The 20,000-nt window shown below is 40.1% G+C and carries 15 protein-coding genes, 1 tRNA gene and 2 rRNA genes (2 of these 18 cut by a window edge); 6 read left to right on the top strand and 12 right to left on the bottom strand.

What is annotated here, in order from left to right:
• Nucleotides 1-666: the 3' portion of an HlyD family secretion protein gene (locus Bra60_RS05285; RefSeq protein ID WP_078688847.1), read on the top strand. 423 nt of this gene lie to the left of the window's left edge; 666 of the gene's 1,089 nt are visible here — the last part of the coding sequence; its start codon lies off the left edge, out of view; the stop codon is at nt 664-666.
• A 20-nt stretch (nt 667-686) separates the two neighbouring features.
• Nucleotides 687-2,279 (top strand): DHA2 family efflux MFS transporter permease subunit, encoded by a 1,593-nt coding sequence (locus Bra60_RS05290; RefSeq protein WP_078698135.1) that lies wholly within the window; start codon nt 687-689, stop codon nt 2,277-2,279.
• 164 nt (nt 2,280-2,443) lie between these two features.
• On the opposite strand, the gene Bra60_RS05295 is transcribed toward Bra60_RS05290, so the two are convergent.
• The 7 genes from Bra60_RS05295 to groES all read right to left on the bottom strand — a co-directional run bounded on the left by Bra60_RS05295 (nt 2,444) and on the right by groES (nt 10,228).
• Nucleotides 2,444-3,028 (bottom strand): GNAT family N-acetyltransferase, encoded by a 585-nt coding sequence (locus Bra60_RS05295; RefSeq protein WP_078688849.1) that lies wholly within the window; start codon nt 3,026-3,028, stop codon nt 2,444-2,446.
• 71 nt (nt 3,029-3,099) lie between these two features.
• Nucleotides 3,100-4,233 carry a type III PLP-dependent enzyme gene (locus tag Bra60_RS05300; RefSeq protein ID WP_078674122.1) on the bottom strand — a complete coding sequence of 378 codons (1,134 nt, stop codon included), beginning with the start codon at nt 4,231-4,233 and terminating at the stop codon, nt 3,100-3,102.
• 640 nt (nt 4,234-4,873) lie between these two features.
• Nucleotides 4,874-5,791 carry an oxygen-dependent tRNA uridine(34) hydroxylase TrhO gene (gene trhO / locus Bra60_RS05305; RefSeq protein ID WP_035007464.1) on the bottom strand — a complete coding sequence of 306 codons (918 nt, stop codon included), beginning with the start codon at nt 5,789-5,791 and terminating at the stop codon, nt 4,874-4,876.
• A 483-nt stretch (nt 5,792-6,274) separates the two neighbouring features.
• Nucleotides 6,275-7,105 carry a ferredoxin--NADP reductase gene (locus tag Bra60_RS05310; RefSeq protein ID WP_078673963.1) on the bottom strand — a complete coding sequence of 277 codons (831 nt, stop codon included), beginning with the start codon at nt 7,103-7,105 and terminating at the stop codon, nt 6,275-6,277.
• A 575-nt stretch (nt 7,106-7,680) separates the two neighbouring features.
• The gene (locus Bra60_RS05315; RefSeq protein ID WP_078688850.1) at nt 7,681-8,034 is read right to left on the bottom strand and encodes a zinc ribbon domain-containing protein YjdM; all 354 of its coding nucleotides are present in this window, start codon (nt 8,032-8,034) and stop codon (nt 7,681-7,683) included.
• A 197-nt stretch (nt 8,035-8,231) separates the two neighbouring features.
• Nucleotides 8,232-9,875, bottom strand: a complete 1,644-nt coding sequence (groL, locus tag Bra60_RS05320; RefSeq protein ID WP_035007459.1) for a chaperonin GroEL — start codon at nt 9,873-9,875, stop codon at nt 8,232-8,234.
• Nucleotides 9,876-9,931: 56 nt separating this feature from the next.
• On the bottom strand, nt 9,932-10,228 hold the full coding sequence (groES, locus tag Bra60_RS05325) for a co-chaperone GroES (RefSeq protein ID WP_078688851.1): 297 nt from the start codon (nt 10,226-10,228) through the stop codon (nt 9,932-9,934).
• A gap of 288 nt (nt 10,229-10,516) precedes the next feature.
• On the opposite strand from groES, the gene fumC reads away from it, so the two are divergent.
• Nucleotides 10,517-11,905 (top strand): class II fumarate hydratase, encoded by a 1,389-nt coding sequence (gene fumC, locus Bra60_RS05330; RefSeq protein WP_035007456.1) that lies wholly within the window; start codon nt 10,517-10,519, stop codon nt 11,903-11,905.
• A 27-nt stretch (nt 11,906-11,932) separates the two neighbouring features.
• Here the strand turns inward: fumC and Bra60_RS05335 are convergent, their stop codons facing one another.
• Nucleotides 11,933-13,561: an alpha-D-glucose phosphate-specific phosphoglucomutase gene (locus tag Bra60_RS05335; protein ID WP_078698136.1), complete on the bottom strand. Its 1,629-nt coding sequence runs from the start codon at nt 13,559-13,561 to the stop codon at nt 11,933-11,935.
• Nucleotides 13,562-13,768: 207 nt separating this feature from the next.
• Between Bra60_RS05335 and Bra60_RS05340 the strand changes: the two genes are divergently transcribed.
• Nucleotides 13,769-14,293 carry a peroxiredoxin gene (locus Bra60_RS05340; RefSeq protein WP_035007454.1) on the top strand — a complete coding sequence of 175 codons (525 nt, stop codon included), beginning with the start codon at nt 13,769-13,771 and terminating at the stop codon, nt 14,291-14,293.
• A gap of 124 nt (nt 14,294-14,417) precedes the next feature.
• On the opposite strand, the gene hisS is transcribed toward Bra60_RS05340, so the two are convergent.
• The gene (gene hisS / locus Bra60_RS05345) at nt 14,418-15,905 is read right to left on the bottom strand and encodes a histidine--tRNA ligase (RefSeq protein WP_078698137.1); all 1,488 of its coding nucleotides are present in this window, start codon (nt 15,903-15,905) and stop codon (nt 14,418-14,420) included.
• A gap of 591 nt (nt 15,906-16,496) precedes the next feature.
• Here hisS and Bra60_RS07615 point away from each other — a divergent pair.
• The gene (locus Bra60_RS07615; RefSeq protein ID WP_236823912.1) at nt 16,497-16,763 is read left to right on the top strand and encodes a hypothetical protein; all 267 of its coding nucleotides are present in this window, start codon (nt 16,497-16,499) and stop codon (nt 16,761-16,763) included.
• Nucleotides 16,764-16,827: 64 nt separating this feature from the next.
• Nucleotides 16,828-17,592, top strand: coding sequence for a hypothetical protein (locus Bra60_RS05350; RefSeq protein WP_236823913.1), 765 nt, complete (start codon nt 16,828-16,830; stop codon nt 17,590-17,592).
• A gap of 554 nt (nt 17,593-18,146) precedes the next feature.
• Here the strand turns inward: Bra60_RS05350 and Bra60_RS05355 are convergent.
• The 3 genes from Bra60_RS05355 to Bra60_RS05365 form a co-directional block, all read right to left on the bottom strand.
• A tRNA-Met gene (locus tag Bra60_RS05355) sits at nt 18,147-18,223 on the bottom strand.
• A gap of 88 nt (nt 18,224-18,311) precedes the next feature.
• A 5S ribosomal RNA gene (rrf, locus tag Bra60_RS05360) occupies nt 18,312-18,426 on the bottom strand.
• Nucleotides 18,427-18,513: 87 nt separating this feature from the next.
• Nucleotides 18,514-20,000, bottom strand: a 23S ribosomal RNA gene (locus Bra60_RS05365) (it continues 1,322 nt past the right edge of the window).

The raw sequence follows: 20,000 nt of genomic DNA on the forward strand, positions 1-20,000 counted from the left end.
GCACAACTCACCTTACAACGGATCACAGAACTGAAAACGGATCGTTATGTTTCCCAATCTAATGTTGACAATGCCAAATCAGCTTACGAACAAGCTATTGCTAATGTTACACGGGCTGATGCGCAAATAGCTGCAGCACGTGCTAATATTCAAGTATTAGAAGCACAACGGCATGAAGTAGAAAGTCAAACAAAAAATCTTGAACTCACCCGTGACAAAGCAAAACGTGATCTTGATTCAACTATTCTACGTGCTCCATTTGATGGAATTATTGGAAATTTAACAGCAAAAAAGGGGGATTTTGTCGTTAATGGTCAACGCCTTGCTGCCTTAGTTCCCATCCATGCACTTTATATCGAAGCAAATTATAAAGAGACACAATTGCAAAATATTCAAAGTGGGCAAGCTGCTTATATCTCCATTGATGCCTTCAAAAAAGATGTATTTGAAGGTACAGTGCTTTCTGTTTCGCCTGCAACAGGAGCTGTTTTTTCTCTTTTGCCACCACAAAATGCTACTGGTAATTTTACAAAAATTACGCAACGTATTCCTATTCGGATTTCTATTCCTGAACATGCGTTAAAAAGTGGAAGAATCAAAGCAGGAATGAGCGTTACCGTAACCGTTGACACACGGAATAGGAAACAAAATAAAGATTCTTTATAACAAAGTTAAATGATCCTATCATGAAAAATCCGACACCTCTTGCATCTACAGATTCTCTTGCATCTACTGATGCTAAAGAGAGCATAGACATACGTAAAATCATAGTCTTCATAGCTATGACTTTTGGTATGTTCATGGCTATTTTAGATATTCAAATTGTTTCTTCCTCTTTAGCTGAAATTCAAGCCGGTTTATCAGCAAGTGCTGATGAAATTTCATGGGTTCAAACGTCTTATCTTATTGCTGAAGTTATTATGTTGCCTCTTTCTGGTTTTTTAGGGCGTTTGTTATCAACACGGATTTTCTTCAGCTTCTCAGCAGCTGGCTTTACCATTGCATCTATTCTTTGTGCTACAGCAACATCTATTGAGCAGATGACCTTTTACCGTACACTCCAAGGCTTTATTGGCGGAGGCATTATCCCCAGTGTTTTTGTTGCTTCGTATACACTTTTTCCTCCCTCTAAACAATCAATCGTTTCGCCTATCGTTGGCCTAGTCGCAACATTAGCGCCTACAATTGGTCCAACAGTGGGAGGATATCTCTGTCATGTCTTATCATGGCATTGGCTTTTTCTCATTAATGTACCTTTTGGAATTATTATCTCAATTTTAACTTGGAAATTAATTAATTTTGATAAAGCAGAACCCTCTCTCATAACTAAATTTGACTGGTGGGGTCTTTTCTCTATGGCAATCTTCTTGGGATCATTAGAATATATTTTAGAAGAAGGTGCACGTCATGATTGGTTAAAGGATCAACTGATCTTCAATCTTTTTATTATTATGATCTTAGCGGCTAGTTTATTCTTTTGGCGAGCTTTTACTGCTAAAGAACCAATTGTTGATCTCACAGCTTTTTCGAATCGAAATTTTTCGATTGCAGCAATTTTCTCCTTTATGCTTGGAATAGGACTTTATGGTCTTACCTATCTTTATCCTGTCTATTTAAGTCAAATACGTCATTATGATGCTCTTATGATTGGAGAAACGCTCTTTATTTCAGGTTTAGCTATGTTTTTGACGGCTCCTATAGCTGGATTTCTTTCAACACGTATTGATGCACGTCTTATGATTGCTATAGGACTCACCAGCTTTGCATGGGGAACCTGGCTAGCCACTGCGGTTACCGACGATTGGGGTTTTTGGGAACTCTTTTGGCCTCAAATTTTTCGTGGGTTTTCTATCATGCTCTGTATGGTTCCTATTAATGACATTGCCTTTGGGTCATTATCACCAGAGAAAATGAAAAATGCCTCTGGGCTTTTTAATTTAACACGCAATCTCGGCGGTGCAGTAGGACTTGCTATTATCGGTACTGTTATGATGGAACGCTCTGCTCTCCATTACGGACGAATAGCTGAAACCATCCATGCAGGAAATATCCAAGCAACTGAAATGCTTGCAAAGCTCACCATGTATTTCCATTCTTATACGTTTGATTCACATGCCCTTGCCTTATTACAACTTTTTGGTATCACTTTCATACAAGCGACAGTTATGGCTTTTAGCGATATTTTCTTTATGATGACTATTCTCTTTAGTCTTTTAACCTTCTTAACCGTTTTTCTTAAAAAAATATCACCCTCTGCTGATATTCCTCACGGCCATTAAGTTTCATGTTATAAAGGGCAATAGGCATTTATGGTACTGAATGTATCAACAAAAGAATTTAACCATATTCTTAAATATCAATGATATGACTTCATGAATGAAAAACGAAAAAATAGCCTCAGCGTTATTATGAACAAACAAGTAAAATGAAATACTCTAAAATCTTAAGCTACTTTATAATGCTGATTATGGCTTAAATCCCGTAGGTCTCCACTTGAAACTAAAAGACCATGACATCCAATAAGATATTGAGGGATCAATTCCAAAGCTTGAAAACGATGTTTTTCATAAACTCCAGGCATAGCGAAATTTTTTGTTAAATGACTTGAAAAACCAAAACGCTGATAAAATTCAGAATCTCCCACGAGGAAAATAGCACCATGGCCTAATTGTCTTGCTGTTTCAATTGAATGCTGCATTAAAACTGACCCAATGCCTAGATCAGAACACTCAGTTGCCACAGCTAAAGGCCCTAAAAGCAAAGCACCTTGAATCTCATTTTGCCCTTTGTGAAAAGTAATATTCCAAAGACGCACACTTCCTACGAGCTCATCAAGAAAATTTTTAACAACAAAAGAAAGTCCAAAAGCTGGAAACCGGCCGCAACGTAAAATTTCTGATGATTTATGCTTACGTTCCTCTCCCATGACCAAATCGAGAAGTTTCTCCCGATGAAGAGCATCGACTTCTTGCTCAGACATAAGCGTAAAACGCGCACCATTTTTTGTTTGAAAATGAATCTTTTTCATCTCTGTTACCCATTAAACCGCACCTTAAACACCCCATTAGGCAAAAATAGAGAGGTACCTTATACAAAATCTCAAATTACATACGATCGTAAAGGTTCAAAACCATTAAATGCAACAGATGCATAAGTTGTTGTATAAGCACCGGTCCCATGAATCAAGAGTTCATCACCTATTGTTAAAGAAAGAGGAAGCAAATAAGGCGTTTTTTCATACATAATATCTGCCGAATCGCACGTCGGACCAGCTAAAATACATGGTTCCATTGCTTGATCATCATGAGCCGTTTCAATAGGATAGCGAATGGCTTCATCCATAGTTTCAGTCAGACCATTAAATTTGCCAATATCAAGATAAACCCAACGGACGTTATCATTTTTTCCTTTTTTAGAGATCAAAACAACCTCTGTGCGTATAACACCCGCATTACCTACCATCGCGCGCCCTGGCTCGATAATTGTTTCAGGAATACGATTCCCAAAATATTTTTTCAATGCATCAAAAATGGACATACCATAGGTTTGCACTGTTGGAATATCTTTCAAATAACGTGTCGGAAAACCACCGCCCATATTCACTAATTGCAACTGAATACCTTCTTGTTCCAAAGATTTAAAAACAAAAGCTGTATCCGATAAAGCACGATCCCATGCATTCAAATCTGTCTGCTGAGAACCCACATGAAAGGAAACACCATGGGCCTGCAGACCTAAGTGATGCGCATAACGTAAGACATCAACAGCCATAGAAGGAACACAGCCAAATTTTTGCGATAACGGCCACTCTGCTCCTTCTCCATCAGTAAGAACGCGGCAAAAAACACGAGCTCCCGGTGCAGCACGAGCAACTTTTTCTACTTCCTCAAAACAGTCAATGGCATAAAGTGAAATACCAAGCGCATGCGCACGCGCAATATCGCGCTCTTTCTTAATCGTATTACCAAAAGAAATACGATTAGCTGTAGCACCTGCCGCTAAAGCCATTTCAATTTCTGCTACAGAAGCAGCATCAAAAGACGATCCTAAAGAAACAAGCAAGCGCAAAATCTCAGGTGCTGGATTTGCTTTGATTGCATAGAAAATACGTGACTGTGGAAGAGCCTTTTCAAAATTTAAATAATTTTCATGAACAACATCAAGATCAACAACCAAACAGGGCCCTTCAGAACGATGCGTTGCAAGAAAATCGCGAATACGTTGCGTTGCCATTTGCACTTCTCCCTAGGGACAAGACATCCCTAACTTTACGCCAATGAGCAGCAAACGCTGCCAATAGCAAAAAAACAAAAGACATACATCCACTCTCTCACCCGATTAAAAACAACCGGGAAGAAATAAGCATTGCATGCCACGAAAAAACAGCGCGAAAACCGCATTGTTCTACGTTGTCTGCCTTTTTGATTGGAGTTGAGAAGCCAATTCCGCACTGAAGGCAATGAGGTGTGCCTCTTTAGTTACCCCAGCATTTGAACAGCTGGAAGACACCAGAAAGGCCCGCACCGTCGTTGCTTCAAGATGTCCTCATTCTTTTGATTGGTCATAAGAATGACTGGAGCGGTTAGTTCCAGGTACCGTACCGGTTAATCCCACCATTTGAGAACCAGCGGACACCCACAGGCACGTGCGACTTTGGGCAACATCGCGTATAAAGCCAATTTTTATTCATTTCAATCATTTTTTTTAATTTTAAAACTTTTTTAACTTTTAATCAAAAAATGATGCAAAAAAGAAACAGATCACTCGGAAACAAGAACAAGCTTGTATCCTTATTATCTGTATATCTAACCATAAATTAGAGAATGTTCAGTCTTAAAATATTCTTTTTTAAAAATGATATAAAAGAAGGCTTTTATTGTTCACAATGAGGATACGCTGCACGCAATTTTAATAATTGAAATTGTCTATGACGTTCCCGAAAGCGTTGTCTATCACTTTCATCCCGCGTATTATAACAAGCATCACAAGAGACACCTTCTTCATAATGAGAGGATAGCTTATCTTCAGCACTAAGAGGGGAACGACAGGCGCGACACAATTCGCGTCCACATTCTTCGAGACCATGTCCTACAGAAACACGCTCATCAAAAACGAAACACTCTCCCTGCCACAAACTGTTTTCCTTTGGGATAGTTTCCAAATATTTGAGGATACCACCTTTTAAGTGATAAACTTGATCATAACCAAGGCTACGGACATAAGCGGTTGATTTTTCACACCGAATACCCCCTGTACAAAACATAGCAATTTTCTTTTTCTTTTTCAAATCGCTTTCATGTTTCATAATCCACTCAGGAAATTCACGAAATGTTTTAATACAAGGATCAATGGCTCCTTGAAAACTCCCAAGCGCATATTCATAATCATTCCGTGTATCGATTAAAAGTGTTTCTTCATCTTGGATAAGAGCATTCCAGTCTTCAGGTGCTACATACGTTCCAACAACTTTTAACGGATTAACATCTTCAATCCCCATTGTTACAATTTCTTTTTTTAGCCGCACCTTCAAACGATGAAAAGGCATTTTTGAAGCCCATGAATATTTAATCTCGGGCATTTGAAATGTAGGCTCTGCAGTGATAAAATCTATTAACTTTTCAATTGCACTGCAGGAACCAGCAACAGTGCCGTTGATTCCCTCTTTTGCTAAAAGAAGAGTTCCCTTAATGCCATTTGTCTGACATAAATTCAGCAAAGGCTTTTGCAATTGACTATAATGCTTCAAATCTGCAAAGCAATAAAGAGCAGCAACTTTAAATTTCTTTTCCATAACATCGACATAACGCGGGTTTTATTTAATTTCAAGAACTATTCGTCCTTTTCTTTTATATTATTCTGTCATTTGCTTCTACACGCAGAATATCTTTTTATGAAAAGAGAACACCCTTATCAAAAGAAAATGACACTATCCCAGCATCACAGCTCCTCAGTTATTATGATTATAAAGGTAATTATTTTTCCTACCCATAGGCGCATTTCAAATAAGAAAGACAGGACAAGTTATGCATATCTTCATTTTCAGCCGAAGTTGCTGATGAAATCACTCTTCTTCAAATCCTGAATTATCTCTTGTTCAAATATAATTTTTCTTACAGAAAGCTATAATAATATAAGAATACCTTACCACTTTCTGTGTTCATCTAATAAATAGAGTTCACAAAGAGAATTTATTGAAATGTTTCCTCATATCGATCGGAATGGAAAAATTAAAAAACGAATGAGCACCTTTTATTCTGTAAAACAGGTTGCTCTTTTATCCCACAAAGGCCCGTTCCACAACATAAGTCGCCGGGGCATTATTGGCTCCTTCAACAAGACCAAAGGTTTCACATATCCTAGCACAATCTTTCAGCATTGCCATCGAACCACAAATCATAACACGGTCTTCCGTAGGATTGATTTTCGGCAATCCAGTTCTTTCAAAAAAAGCACCGCTTTCCATAACAGTGGTAATGCGTCCCATATATTCTGAAGGTTCGCGGGTGGTCATAGGATAAAATTTCAACTGTTTTACATATTCACCAACTAACGGATCATGCTCTAAAGAAGCAACAAGATCTTTCGCATATGTCAGTTCATTACACACACGCGTTGTTTGAATAAGCACCACCTGGGAAAATTTTTCATATGTTTCGGGATCACGAATAAGACTTGCAAAAGGAGCAACACCTGTCCCTGTTGAAAGAAGATAAAGACGTTTTCCAGGGATAAGAGCATCAAGAACTAAAGTTCCAGTCGATTTTTTACGCATTAAAACTGTATCACCAATTTTAATTTTTTGAAGATGTTCTGTTAATGGTCCTCCTGGAACCTTGATCGAAAAAAATTCGAGCTGTTCATCCCAATATGGGCTTGCAATTGAATAAGCGCGATAAATTGGCTTTTCTGCATTCGGCAAACCAATCATAACAAATTCGCCCGAACGAAAACGAAAGCTTTCCGGACGATTAAGGCGAAATTTAAATAAATTATCCGTATAATGATGAACCTCTTGGACAGTAAGCGCAAACACATTTTCAGGAATTGGAAAATTTAAAGCAACATTCTCGATATTTGACTGAACATTGGTTGCTGATGCGCTCATAAATTCTTCCTTATATTTTGATACAACATTTAATAACACATTTTATAAATAGTATAATCCCTGCATAATCATCTACTGATATTTTTTTACAATATAAACTATTGATTCAATAGTTTATATACTGAATTAAGAATAGATATGTATTATACCATGAATGCAAAAGGAAAAAAATGGAATAACGAATAGTAAAGTCAAGTGCAACAGTAATAACTGTAATCTTATAGAATTCTGATAAAAGATATTTTGTCTCTCATTCGGCATCCATTGCATTCTTCACCAATGACTTAAATTCTTAACAAACAAGATCCAAAACACAATACTATTTTACTATTATGCTCTCTCTTCTTTTACTGACTCTGCTCATAAACTTTTGATATGAATAACTATTTTTTCAAAAAAACTTATGGAGTGCATAAAAAACAGTACAGGAAGAAAAGAAGAATATTTCTCTCTCTATAATAAAGAGCAAGTAAGAATTGGATACTTTCTTGCAAAATAAAAATGAGTATTTTGACGCTCTTTTCTCTCTCTTCCTTCCTTTTATTATTGAAAAAGAGAGCATCAGTGTAGGATGATCATTTTTTGGTATTAAACTTTTTTACAAATTCTGACTTTAAAGCCATCTGACCAATTCCAGGTATTTTGCAATCAATATTATGATTTCCCTCTACCAAACGAATATTCTTAACCTTTGTACCGCTTTTTAAAACAGATGAAGACCCCTTCACTTTAAGATCTTTAATGACCATCACGCTATCACCATTTGCTAAAAGCTGACCATTAACATCATAAACTTCAAAAGAGATAGGAAGCTTTTCATTCTTGTTTTGAGGCCACTCATGCGCACATTCAGGACAAATAAAACGACTATTGTCTTCATAAATATAAAGACCATCACACTGAGGACACTGAGGCAATTGAGCATACATCCCGCCTTTGTTCAAGAGAAATTATTGATCGTAAATCATGCATCCAATAAAACAAGAAAAAAGATCTATTGAACACAAGATATACTGAAATGAGCAAAGCAAAAATTTGTTAGCTGATTTGGTCATAAAATGAAAGAACAAGCATAAGAAAAACGGGCCAGTAGGCCCGTTTTTCTTTTATCTTTGACGAAGGCGACTTAGAAATCCATTCCGCCCATTCCGCCCATTCCACCACCGCCCATTGGAGGCATTGGTGTCTCTTTCTTTGGAAGTTCAGCAACCATTGCTTCTGTTGTGATAAGAAGGCTTGCAATCGATGCAGCATTCTGTAAAGCAGAACGGACAACTTTTACTGGGTCAACAATTCCTAAAGCAATCAAGTCACCAAATTGCCCTGTCGCGGTATTGTAACCAAACGTATCTGAATTATTTTCCAGCACCTTGCCAACAATAATTGCCGCTTCTTCACCTGCATTCATCGCGATTTGACGTGCTGGCGCTTGTAAAGCACGGCGTACAATGTGGATACCAGCCTCTTGATCAGGATTCTTTCCTTTGACAGTCAATGCATTTGCAGCACGCAAGAGTGCAGTTCCACCACCAGCAACAATACCTTCTTCTACAGCTGCTCGTGTCGCATTCAAGGCATCATCAACACGGTCTTTCTTTTCTTTCACTTCAACTTCTGTTGCACCACCAACACGAATAACGGCAACACCACCAGCAAGTTTTGCGAGTCTTTCTTGCAGTTTTTCACGATCATAGTCAGAAGTTGTTTCTTCAATCTGTGCTTTAATCTGGTTAACACGTGCAGTAATTTCAGCCTTATGCCCAGCACCATCAATAATGGTTGTGTTTTCTTTAGTGATATTAACTTTCTTTGCACGTCCAAGCATATCTAAGGTAACATTTTCAAGCTTAATGCCAACATCCTCAGAAATAACCTGACCCGATGTTAAGATAGCAATATCTTCTAACATCGCTTTACGGCGATCACCAAATCCTGGAGCTTTAACAGCAGCGATTTTCAAACCACCACGCAATTTATTAACCACGAGGGTTGCCAAAGCCTCACCTTCCACATCTTCTGCGATAATAAGGAGAGGTTTACCGGATTGCACAACTGCTTCAAGAACAGGAAGCAAAGATTGCAAATTAGACAGTTTCTTTTCGTGAATCAGGATATAAGGATCATCAAGATCAGCAACCATCTTTTCAGCATTTGTCACAAAGTAAGGAGACAAATAGCCACGGTCAAATTGCATACCTTCAACAACTTCTAATTCAGTTTCAGCTGTTTTCGCTTCTTCCACTGTGATGACGCCTTCATTGCCCACTTTTTCCATAGCATCGGCAATCATTTTCCCAATTTCAACAGCACCATTTGCGGAAATCGTTGCAACTTGCGCAATTTCTGCTGAAGTTTGAATTTTTTTTGCTTTTTTGAAAAGATTTTCAACGACTTCTTCAACAGCTGCATCAATCCCACGCTTGAGACACATTGGGTTCATCCCAGCAGCAACAGCCTTTACACCTTCTTGTACGATTGCTTGTCCTAAAACAGTAGCTGTTGTTGTTCCATCACCTGCAATGTCATTGGTCTTCGAAGCCACTTCACGCAACATTTGCGCGCCCATATTTTCGAACTTATCTTCCAATTCAATTTCTTTTGCAACAGATACACCATCTTTTGTAATACGAGGCGCGCCAAATGATTTATCAATTACCACATTGCGCCCTTTAGGGCCGAGCGTTACCTTAACAGCATTAGCAAGGATATCAACACCGCGCAATAAACGCTCACGCGCTTCACGGCCAAATTTGACTTCTTTAGCAGCCATTTAATTTCTCCTTGGAGTTGTCTTAAATAATCAAATAAAATAATTGAGAAATTGGATTAACCCAAAATTCCCATAATATCAGACTCTTTCATGATTAAGAGGTCTTCACCATTAATCTTAACTTCAGTTCCAGACCATTTGCCAAACAAGACGCGATCTCCTGCTTTCACTTCTAGAGGAACGCGCTTTCCATTATCGTCGAGAGCACCACTCCCAACCGCAATAATCTCACCCTCTTGAGGTTTTTCCTTTGCTGTATCAGGGATGATAATCCCACCAGCTGTTTTATTTTCAGATTCAACCCGACGAACAACGACACGATCGTGAAGTGGGCGGAATTGTATATTAGCCATGTTTTATATCCTTAAAACTTAATATAACTGAATTAATCTTAAGTTCCTATTAGCACTCTCTTGCGACGAGTGCTAACAATAAAACAAATATAAAAATGCCTTGTTACAATGTCAAGGGTTCTCAATAAAAATTAATCTGCACCTTTTTGTCGTCCTCCGTTTTCTCTCGTGGAAAATTTGAGCAATAGTCTTGTTAACTGTTTTCCATTATAAAAAATTTTAGCACTTAATTTTTCTTTGATTAATCTATAGTATAAAAAACTTAAATGAATCATCATAGGGGTCGTCATGCTTACAACTCGTCAAGAAACTGATAGTTTTGGAACAATCGCCGTACGTAATGATCGTTATTGGGGAGCACAAACGGAACGTTCCCTTCATCATTTTAATATAGGGATAGAAAAACAACCCTTGACCGTAATTTATGCCTTAAGTCTTATTAAAAAAGCCGCAGCTCTCGTTAATATGGAAAAAGGCAAACTTCCGCAAAATATCGGGCAAACGATTGTTACCGCAGCTGATGAAGTCCTTGCAGGAAAATTCGATGCTCATTTTCCTCTTTCTGTTTGGCAAACAGGCTCCGGCACACAAAGCAATATGAATGTCAATGAAGTCATTGCCAACCATGCTAATGTCCTTTTGGGAGGAGCTCTTGGAAGCAAAACACCAGTTCACCCGAATGATCATGTGAATATGAGCCAATCCTCTAACGATTCCTTTCCCACAGCCTTACATATTGCCACCACACTGCAAACACGCCAACATCTGTTACCAGCTCTTGATGCCCTTATTGCGAGCCTACAGAAAAAAGAAAAAGAATTTACCGACATCATCAAAATCGGGCGAACCCATACTCAAGATGCAACACCTCTTACATTAGGACAAGAATTTTCAGGCTATCGTACCGCTCTAGAAGCCAATCGCACACGAATTGAAACAGCACTCACCGATGTTCAAATGCTTGCTCAAGGAGGCACAGCCGTCGGAACAGGTCTCAATGCTCCATCGGGCTTTGATAAAGCATTTGCCGAAACAATAAGCACTCTTACAGGGATCCCTTTCAAAACCGCTCATAATAAATTTGAAGCGCTCGCTCATCACGGAGCTCTTACGCATTTTCATGGCAGCCTCAATGCCTTAGCAGCTGACCTGTTCAAAATTGCCAATGACATTCGTTTCTTAGGATCGGGACCTCGTTCAGGATTAGGTGAGTTGAACCTTCCAGAAAATGAGCCAGGTTCTTCTATCATGCCGGGAAAAGTCAATCCAACACAATGTGAGGCTTTGACCATGGTTGCTTGCCAAGTCTTTGGCAACCATAGCTGCATCACATTTGCTGCCAGCCAGGGACATTTTGAACTCAATACCTATAAGCCAGTTATTGGATATAATGTATTGCAATCACTTAATCTTTTAGGAGATTGTATGCGCTCTTTTGAGACATATTGTATCCAAGGATTACAAGCAAATAGAGAGCATATTCACGCTTTGATGGAACGTTCTCTCATGTTGGTTACTGCTCTTGCTCCAGAAATTGGATATGAAAAAGCCGCTGAAATTGCTAAAACAGCCTATAAAAATGGGACAAGTCTCCGTGAAGAAGCTTTAAAAGCAGGTGTTTCTGCTGCTGATTATGATCGACTTGTTGATCCTCAAAAGATGATTCATCCACAATAAGAGAAGAATTATTGCCAAAAAAAACGTTTATGTAATAATATCGGGCTGTTCTCGTCCTAAATGATGTTTGATTTTTAACACCTCAAAAGCAGCTTGCTTTAAAGGATGAAGAGCTTGTTGTGGATCTTGATTATGCTTACGGGGATCTCCCTCATACTGTTCAAGATAAAGCCGAACAAGAGCTCCTGTTGTTCCCGTCCCAGAAAGACGAACCACTAAACGTGCCCCATTGTCAAAAAAAATACGGACCCCTTGCCGTATACTCACACTATGATCAATGGGGTCATGATAAATAAAATCATCGGCTTTTTCGACCGTTAATCCAGCTACTTTTGTTCCTAGCTCTGGTAAGCATGCGGATAATTGTTCTACCATTGCAAAAGCTTTGTGGGACTCCACCTCTTCATAATCATATCGTGAAAAATAAAAACGTCCATAGGTACGCCAATGCTGTTGAGCAATTTGCGCCACTGTTTTTTTTGTAACAGCAAGAAGATTCAACCAGAATAAAACAGCCCATAATCCATCCTTTTCGCGCACATGATCCGACCCTGTGCCAAAGCTTTCTTCCCCACAAAAAGTTATTTTTCCAGCATCAAGGAGTGTTCCGAAAAATTTCCACCCCGTTGGCGTTTCAAACAAATTCAATCCTTTTTTCTCTGCAACACAATCGACAGCACGCCCAGTTGGCATAGAGCGTGCAACGCCCACAAGACCTCGTCGATATCCTTTAATTAAAGAAGCATGATCAGCCATAATCGCAAGAGAATCAGAAGGAGTGATAAATTGTTGGCGACCAATAATAAGATTACGATCTCCATCGCCATCAGAAGCAGCTCCCAAGTCAGGCCCTTTCTCTGACATTAATAAATCATATAAATCCTTAGCATGAACCAAATTCGGATCTGGATGTTTGCCACCAAAATCCGGTAAAGGCGTTCCATGAACAACTGTTCCTTCAGGAAATCCTAAGCATTTTTCAAAAATTTCTTGCGCATAAGGGCCCGTCACAGCATGCATTGCATCAAACCGGAAGTTTAATCCCTCAGAAACCGCTTGAGCAATACACTCAAAATCAAAAATTTCCTGCATCAGCGCACTATAATCTGCAACGGGATCGATCACATCAACCTGCATAGACCCAATAAATACCGTTCCTTGCCTATCTAAATCGATCTCTGAAACGTCAACAATTTTATAAAAAGACAAATGTTGTGATGCAGCAAAAATAGCATTACACAAAGAAGTAGGTGCTGGTCCCCCATGAGAAATATTATATTTTATCCCGCAATCACCCTGTTCTCCTCCAGGATTATGACTTGCCGAGAAAATAATACCACCATGAGCATGATACTTGCGAATAAGATGCGAAACAGCAGGTGTAGATAAAATCCCGCCTTTACCGACTTTAATAAATCCAACACCATTGGCAGCAGCCATTTTTAACACGATCTGAATAAGCGTCCGATTTAAATAGCGTCCATCTCCTCCCAAAATGAGCAATTTTCCCTTAAGAGGTCCCACAGTATTAAAAATAGATTGAATAAAATTTTCAACATAATGAGGCTGTTGAAAAGTCGATACCTTTTTGCGCAAACCAGACGTTCCAAGCTTTTGATCTTTAAAAGCCGTTGTCGAAATAATATTCACCGTCATGAAATAATATTCGCCGTCATACTGACACCTGCAAAGCATAATGACTTAATTGAAACATGAATACTCCCTTAAAATTGATTATTAATTTCTCTTGACGCAAACATAAAATACCTGCAAATTAAAGAAACTATACGACATCCTTAAAGATAAAACAAAACTCAAAATTGTCGGAAATACCCTTCTTATATAAAGCACAGGAGTGCAATCATGTTTAGAAAAAAAGTTCCCAATGTTACCTTCCACACACGTGTTCGTGATGAATCAGTGAGTGGCGATAATCCTTATCGGTGGCAAGATGTCAACAGCGACACTTATTTCAAAGGAAAACGGGTTATTCTTTTCTCCCTGCCCGGAGCCTTTACACCTACTTGCTCAACTTTTCAACTTCCTGATTTTGAAAAACTCTATGATGAATTTAAAAAAGTAGGTATTGATGAAATTTATTGCGTTTCCGTAAATGATGCTTTCGTTATGAATGCATGGGGAAAAGACCAAGGCATTAAAAATGTGAAACTTATTCCCGATGGATCGGGTGAATTTACACGGAAAATGGGAATGTTGGTTGCCAAAGATAATATCGGTTTTGGTATGCGGTCATGGCGCTATGCTGCTGTGATTCAGGATGGCATAATTGAACAATGGTTTGAAGAGCCAGGCATATCAGACAATTGTGCCACAGATCCTTACGAAGTCTCCTCACCACAAAATATTTTAAAGATCCTACAAGGGTAATTGTAGCGGTTATTTTCCCACCCGATTTTTCTCTCCCTTCCCTTATTTTTTATATAAAAAAGGGAAGGGACTTTTAAGTTTTTTCCGTTCCTAAAGATTTTATGATTTTTGAGCCTTAAAGATTCTATGATCTTTGAGAAATGAGAATATTTTGAACTGTTTGAACGAGTTGATCTTCATCGACAGTTATTTGTGCTGGTCGACTCTCACGCCATGTTTGATTATCTTTAATTTCGTGGGATAAACGTGCTCCCTCGACCAAATCTTTGATCTGAATTTTTCCTTCTTGGCGCTCTTGTGCCCCCTGAATAACTACACACGGCGCACGACGCCGATCAGCATATTTCATCTGTGCTTTAATCCCTGATGCACCTAAATAGAGTTCAGATCGAATCCCCGCTTGGCGTAAACGCATGACCATTTTTTGATAGCGTACGAGAGCTTCTGGTTCTTTATCCATCATTAAAACCACAACGGGACCTATCGTTTCCTTCACAGGAAGTTTGCCAAGATTTTGCAAAGCAGATATCAAACGTGAAACACCAACAGAAAAACCTGTTGCTGGAATATTTTCCCCACGAAAGCGAGCAACCAGCCCATCGTAACGTCCCCCTCCACCAACAGATCCAAACACAACTTTTTGCCCATCATCATTAAAAATATCAAAAAGTAGAGCAGCTTCAAAAACAGGTCCTGTATAATATTCTAATCCTCGCACAACTGATGGATCAATTTTGATACGGTTCTGATAGCCATTTTCAGCAAAAATCGCTTGCATTTCTTCAAGCTCACAGAGACCTTCAAGCGCTTGATCACTATGCTCAACCATCTTTTTCAGATTATCAATTGTCTCCTCAGCTGTCTTAGCACTAACAGCCATCAAAGCAAGAACACACTCAATTTCTTTGTCCTTTAGTCCCGCTCCTTTGGTAAAATCACCACTTTCATCCAAACGCCCCTGCCCTAAAAGCAAGCGAACCCCTTCTGAACCAAATTTATCGAGCTTATCAATAGCTCTCAGAACAGTTAAGCGTTTCTCCTCCTGCTCCTTTCCGCCAAGACCAATCAATCCCAAAACGCCGTCCAAGATCTTCCGATTATTCAAACGAATAACATAATCTTCCTGCTGAATCCCTAATCTTTCTAGACTATCTGCTGCCATCATGCAGATTTCTGCATCAGCCAACACCGTTGGTGCCCCAACAATATCGGCATCAAATTGCACAAATTGTCGAAAACGTCCTGGTCCTGGCTTCTCATTCCGAAAAACTGGCCCATAACGATAGCTTCGATAGGGCTTAGGTAAAGTTTCAAAATTCTCGGAAAAATAACGAGCTAACGGAGCAGTCAAATCATAGCGTAAAGACATCCATTGCTCATCATCATCTTGCAAAGAAAAAACACCCGCATTTGGTCGATCTGAATCGGGCAAGAATTTACCAAGAACATCCGTATATTCAAAAATCGGCGTTTCCAATGCCTCAAAACCGTAAAGTTCATAAACCTCACGAATTTGAGCAACCATTGTTTCAATACTATATAATTGCGCGCTTGTGCGGTCAATAAAACCGCGGGGTAAACGGGCTTTTGTTCTTTCTTGTTTCATAGCCATTGTTTTTCTCTAGCAGCAATGTGTCTTGATAGATCACTGTGTCTATCTTATCATAACAAACGCTGCAACGATTTTATATAATTGCGGTTATACACCACCACAATATCACCTCTATCAGCAACTTAATGATATCAATTGTTTCGCTAAACGTGCCATCAAAGAAGCTAAAAAACAACATATAATCAAAAAGCTTTATCTCATAAAATCTTTCCTCACGCTTTTAAAATCATTCTCTTAAGGCCTTTTCCAATTTCTTATTTGATATTTAATTATTGTATATTTGGATTATTTTTCTGTTATCTGTTGCTTACTTTAAAATGCTCAGCGAGTTGACAGTTTTTGTTTTTTTTCATTTTTATGTTTTTTTGTATGGTTTCTCCTTTTGAAGAAGTCTGAGCAATATTGTTTGTGTGATTTTCTTTTTTCACAGTGCGGAGTGAGATAGGCTATACTTGCTGCGTATTATTTTGTCTCCTTCTTAAGCTTTTTAGCATTTTGATTTCAGTTTGTTTTTTCCTTTTTTCATTTTTTTTGGAACTTGCATTGGTTTTTCTCATTTTAAGTTTAAGAATTATTGAAGGAGAGAGAGATATGGAAACGCGGATCCCAACGAAGCATCCCTTAGAGCGACATTTTACAGGTGAATTTTCTTTAGAGACGGAGAGTTGTCACTATAGACCGTCTGTTTTATCTTGGTCCTCGATTTTTGCTGGATTACTAACGCTTTTAGCAACATCGGTTTGTTTTTCATTTTTGTTAGCAGCCTTAGGCTTAAACCAAATGACCTTTTTTTCTCCCTTTTCACTAGAGAAGAGTTTTCTCTCTGTTGGGGTGAGTTCAATTTTATTTTTTGTCTAAGCTTTGGTCTTGGAGGTTATGTTGCTGGTCGTTTTTCGGATCACTCAGGAGCGCTTCACGGTTTTTGACCTGGGCCCTTTTTATGCTTTTGGTGGCGCTCCAAAGTGCAATTTTACTTTCTGGCGCGGCTCATTTAGGCGCTAAGACTGTTTCAGGAGTTGCAACAACAACGAAACAAGCGATCAGTGATTTTAGTTCAGAAGGTGGCAAACTTGTTCCTCTCACAGACCGTAAAAATTTTGAGGATTTTTTCAACGATAAAAGGAATGCTCTGTTTGATTTTAACAAACTCAGCAATGACTTACAGGCACTTTTAAATAAAAGTGATATTCCAGCCCTCAATCCGGACAATCTCTATAACGCTTATAGAGAATCAGTCAAAGACCTTCGTTCTACCATCACATCTTTTAAGAATGATCCTTCTAACTATCGTCTTTTGGTTAAACAACTCAGCGAACGCCTTTCGGATCGTGTTAAAAAGCTGAACACCCAGATTGATCGTCGCGATGTCATCCATCAGCTGACAAACAATGGACTATCACAAGCTGAAGCAGAAAATACTGCAGAACGTGCGATTGATATTTATCAAACAGCGAACAAAAAAACTAAAGAAGCTATTCAATCACTGAACAAACAGGTAGAAGCTCTCTCGCAGAATGCTCCTACTCATAAAGGAGCCCAAAACAGTTTTGCAATTGCGGATAAAGCCATAAGCACAGCTTCTAAGATTGGATTGTGGAGTTTTTTTGCAAGCCTTCTTGGTGCTGTAATTGCCAGCATTTCTGGATATTATGGTCATAAGAGACGGTCTCATTCTTACACATTGTAAAATTTCGATTTTGAGACAAAAGAGGCTGATCAACCTTTAAGAACTCTACAAAGTAAAACCAGCTTTACAAAAGCTGCACCACGTGTGCAGCTTTTTATTAAAGACCCTTTTTCTTTGAAGCGACCTGGGTATTTTCCCTCATGATGCATCATGCCATCAAAACGGACGTCTCATCTGAGACGGATCCTCTTCCCGCTTCTCTCTTGACGTCTGGCACATTGATTTGAAGTGACCTGGGTATTTTCCCTCATGATGCACCATGCACCATGCCATCAAAACGGACGTCTCATCTAAGACGGATCCTCTTCCCGCTTCTCTCTTGACGTCTGGCACATTGATTTGAAGTGACCTGGATATTTTCCCTCATGATGCATCATGCCTTCAAGACGGATGTCTCACCTGAGAAGGATCTTTTTCCAGTGGTTTTTTATTATTCCCCCAACAACACCGCTCCAAAGAGGAAGGAAGCTTTTTTTGTGTTGGATCGCCTACTGATCTCTTGTCGCGTTTATTTTAAGGATTATTTTATTGATACAAACTTATTGATCCGAGACTGGTTGCGGGGGCAGGATTTGAACCTGCGGCCTTCAGGTTATGAGCCTGACGAGCTACCGGGCTGCTCCACCCCGCGTCACGGAAGAATTGTCGCAGAAAGGATACGACGATTTTTAGATATTTTTTTGAAGAGTGTTGAAGAGTTCTTTCTATGCGCTTAGCAGACCTGGCAGCGACTTACTCTCCCGTGCCTTAAGACAAAGTACCATCAGCGCTGGAACGTTTCACGGCCGAGTTCGGGATGGGATCGGGTGCAGGCGCTCCGCCATAACCACCAAGTCAGCGAAAAGCATAGAAAGGAAAGAGAAGTTGTCTTATTGCTATTTTAATTTGTTTTGTTTTTTTAAATGAATAGAGGGAATGAGAACGATCAAGCCTATCGAACGATTAGTATCAGTAAGCTTCATATGTTACCATACTTCCACACCTGACCTATCAACGTGGTGGTCTACCACGGTTCTCAGGGAATACTCGTTTTCAGGTGGGTTTCCCGCTTAGATGCCTTCAGCGGTTATCCCGTCCGTATATAGCTACCCTGCTATGCGGCTGGCGCCACAACAGGTCCACCAGAGATACGTCCATCCCGGTCCTCTCGTACTAGGGACAGATCCTGTCAATATTCCTACACCCACGGCAGATAGGGACCGAACTGTCTCACGACGTTCTGAACCCAACTCACGTACCGCTTTAAATGGCGAACAGCCATACCCTTGGGACCTGCTCCAGCCCCAGGATGCGATGAGTCGACATCGAGGTGCCAAACAACCCCGTCGATATGGACTCTTGGGGGTCATCAGCCTGTTATCCCCGGCGTACCTTTTATCCGTTGAGCGATGGCCCTTCCACACGGGACCACCGGATCACTATGACCGTCTTTCGACTCTGCTCGACTTGTCAGTCTCACAGTCAGGCAGGCTTATGCCATTGCACTCAACAAACGATTTCCGACCGTTCTGAGCCTACCATCGCGCGCCTCCGTTACTCTTTAGGAGGCGACCGCCCCAGTCAAACTACCCACCATACACTGTCCTGGATCCGGATAACGGACCGCAGTTAGACATCCATGTCGATAAGGGTGGTATTTCAAGGACGACTCCACAAAGGCTTGCGCCCCTGCTTCAAAGTCTACCACCTATCCTACACATATCGCCACAAATGCCAGTGTAAAGCTATAGTAAAGGTGCACGGGGTCTTTCCGTCTAACCGCAGGAACCCCGCATCTTCACGGGGAATTCAATTTCACTGAGTCTACGTTGGAGACAGCGGGGAAGTCGTTACGCCATTCGTGCAGGTCGGAACTTACCCGACAAGGAATTTCGCTACCTTAGGACCGTTATAGTTACGGCCGCCGTTTACTGGGGCTTCAATTCAATGCTTGCACATCTCCTCTTAACCTTCCAGCACCGGGCAGGCGTCAGACCCTATACATCGTCTTGCGACTTCGCAGAGCCCTGTGTTTTGGTAAACAGTCGCTACCCCCTGGTCTGTGCCACCCTTTAACGGTTGCCCGCTAAAGGGTCACGCTTCTTCCGAAGTTACGCGTGCAATTTGCCGAGTTCCTTCAACGTAGTTCTCTCAAGCGCCTTAGTATTCTCTACCTGTCCACCTGTGTCGGTTTCGGGTACGGTCTATACGTGGGAGCTATTTCCTGGAATTCCTTCACTGCAAGATCAATCCAATAAGACCTTACAATTTACGCAATCCGTCACTTCCCACAGGTCCACGAATATTAACGTGGTTCCCATCGACTACGCCTTTCGGCCTCGCCTTAGGGCCGACTCACCCTGCTCAGATTAACTTTAAGCAGGAACCCTTGGACTTTCGGCGAGGGAGTCTCTCACTCCCTTTATCGT

This window comes from Bartonella sp. Raccoon60, assembly GCF_002022585.1.
GTDB classification, from domain to species: Bacteria; Pseudomonadota; Alphaproteobacteria; order Rhizobiales; family Rhizobiaceae; genus Bartonella; species Bartonella rochalimae.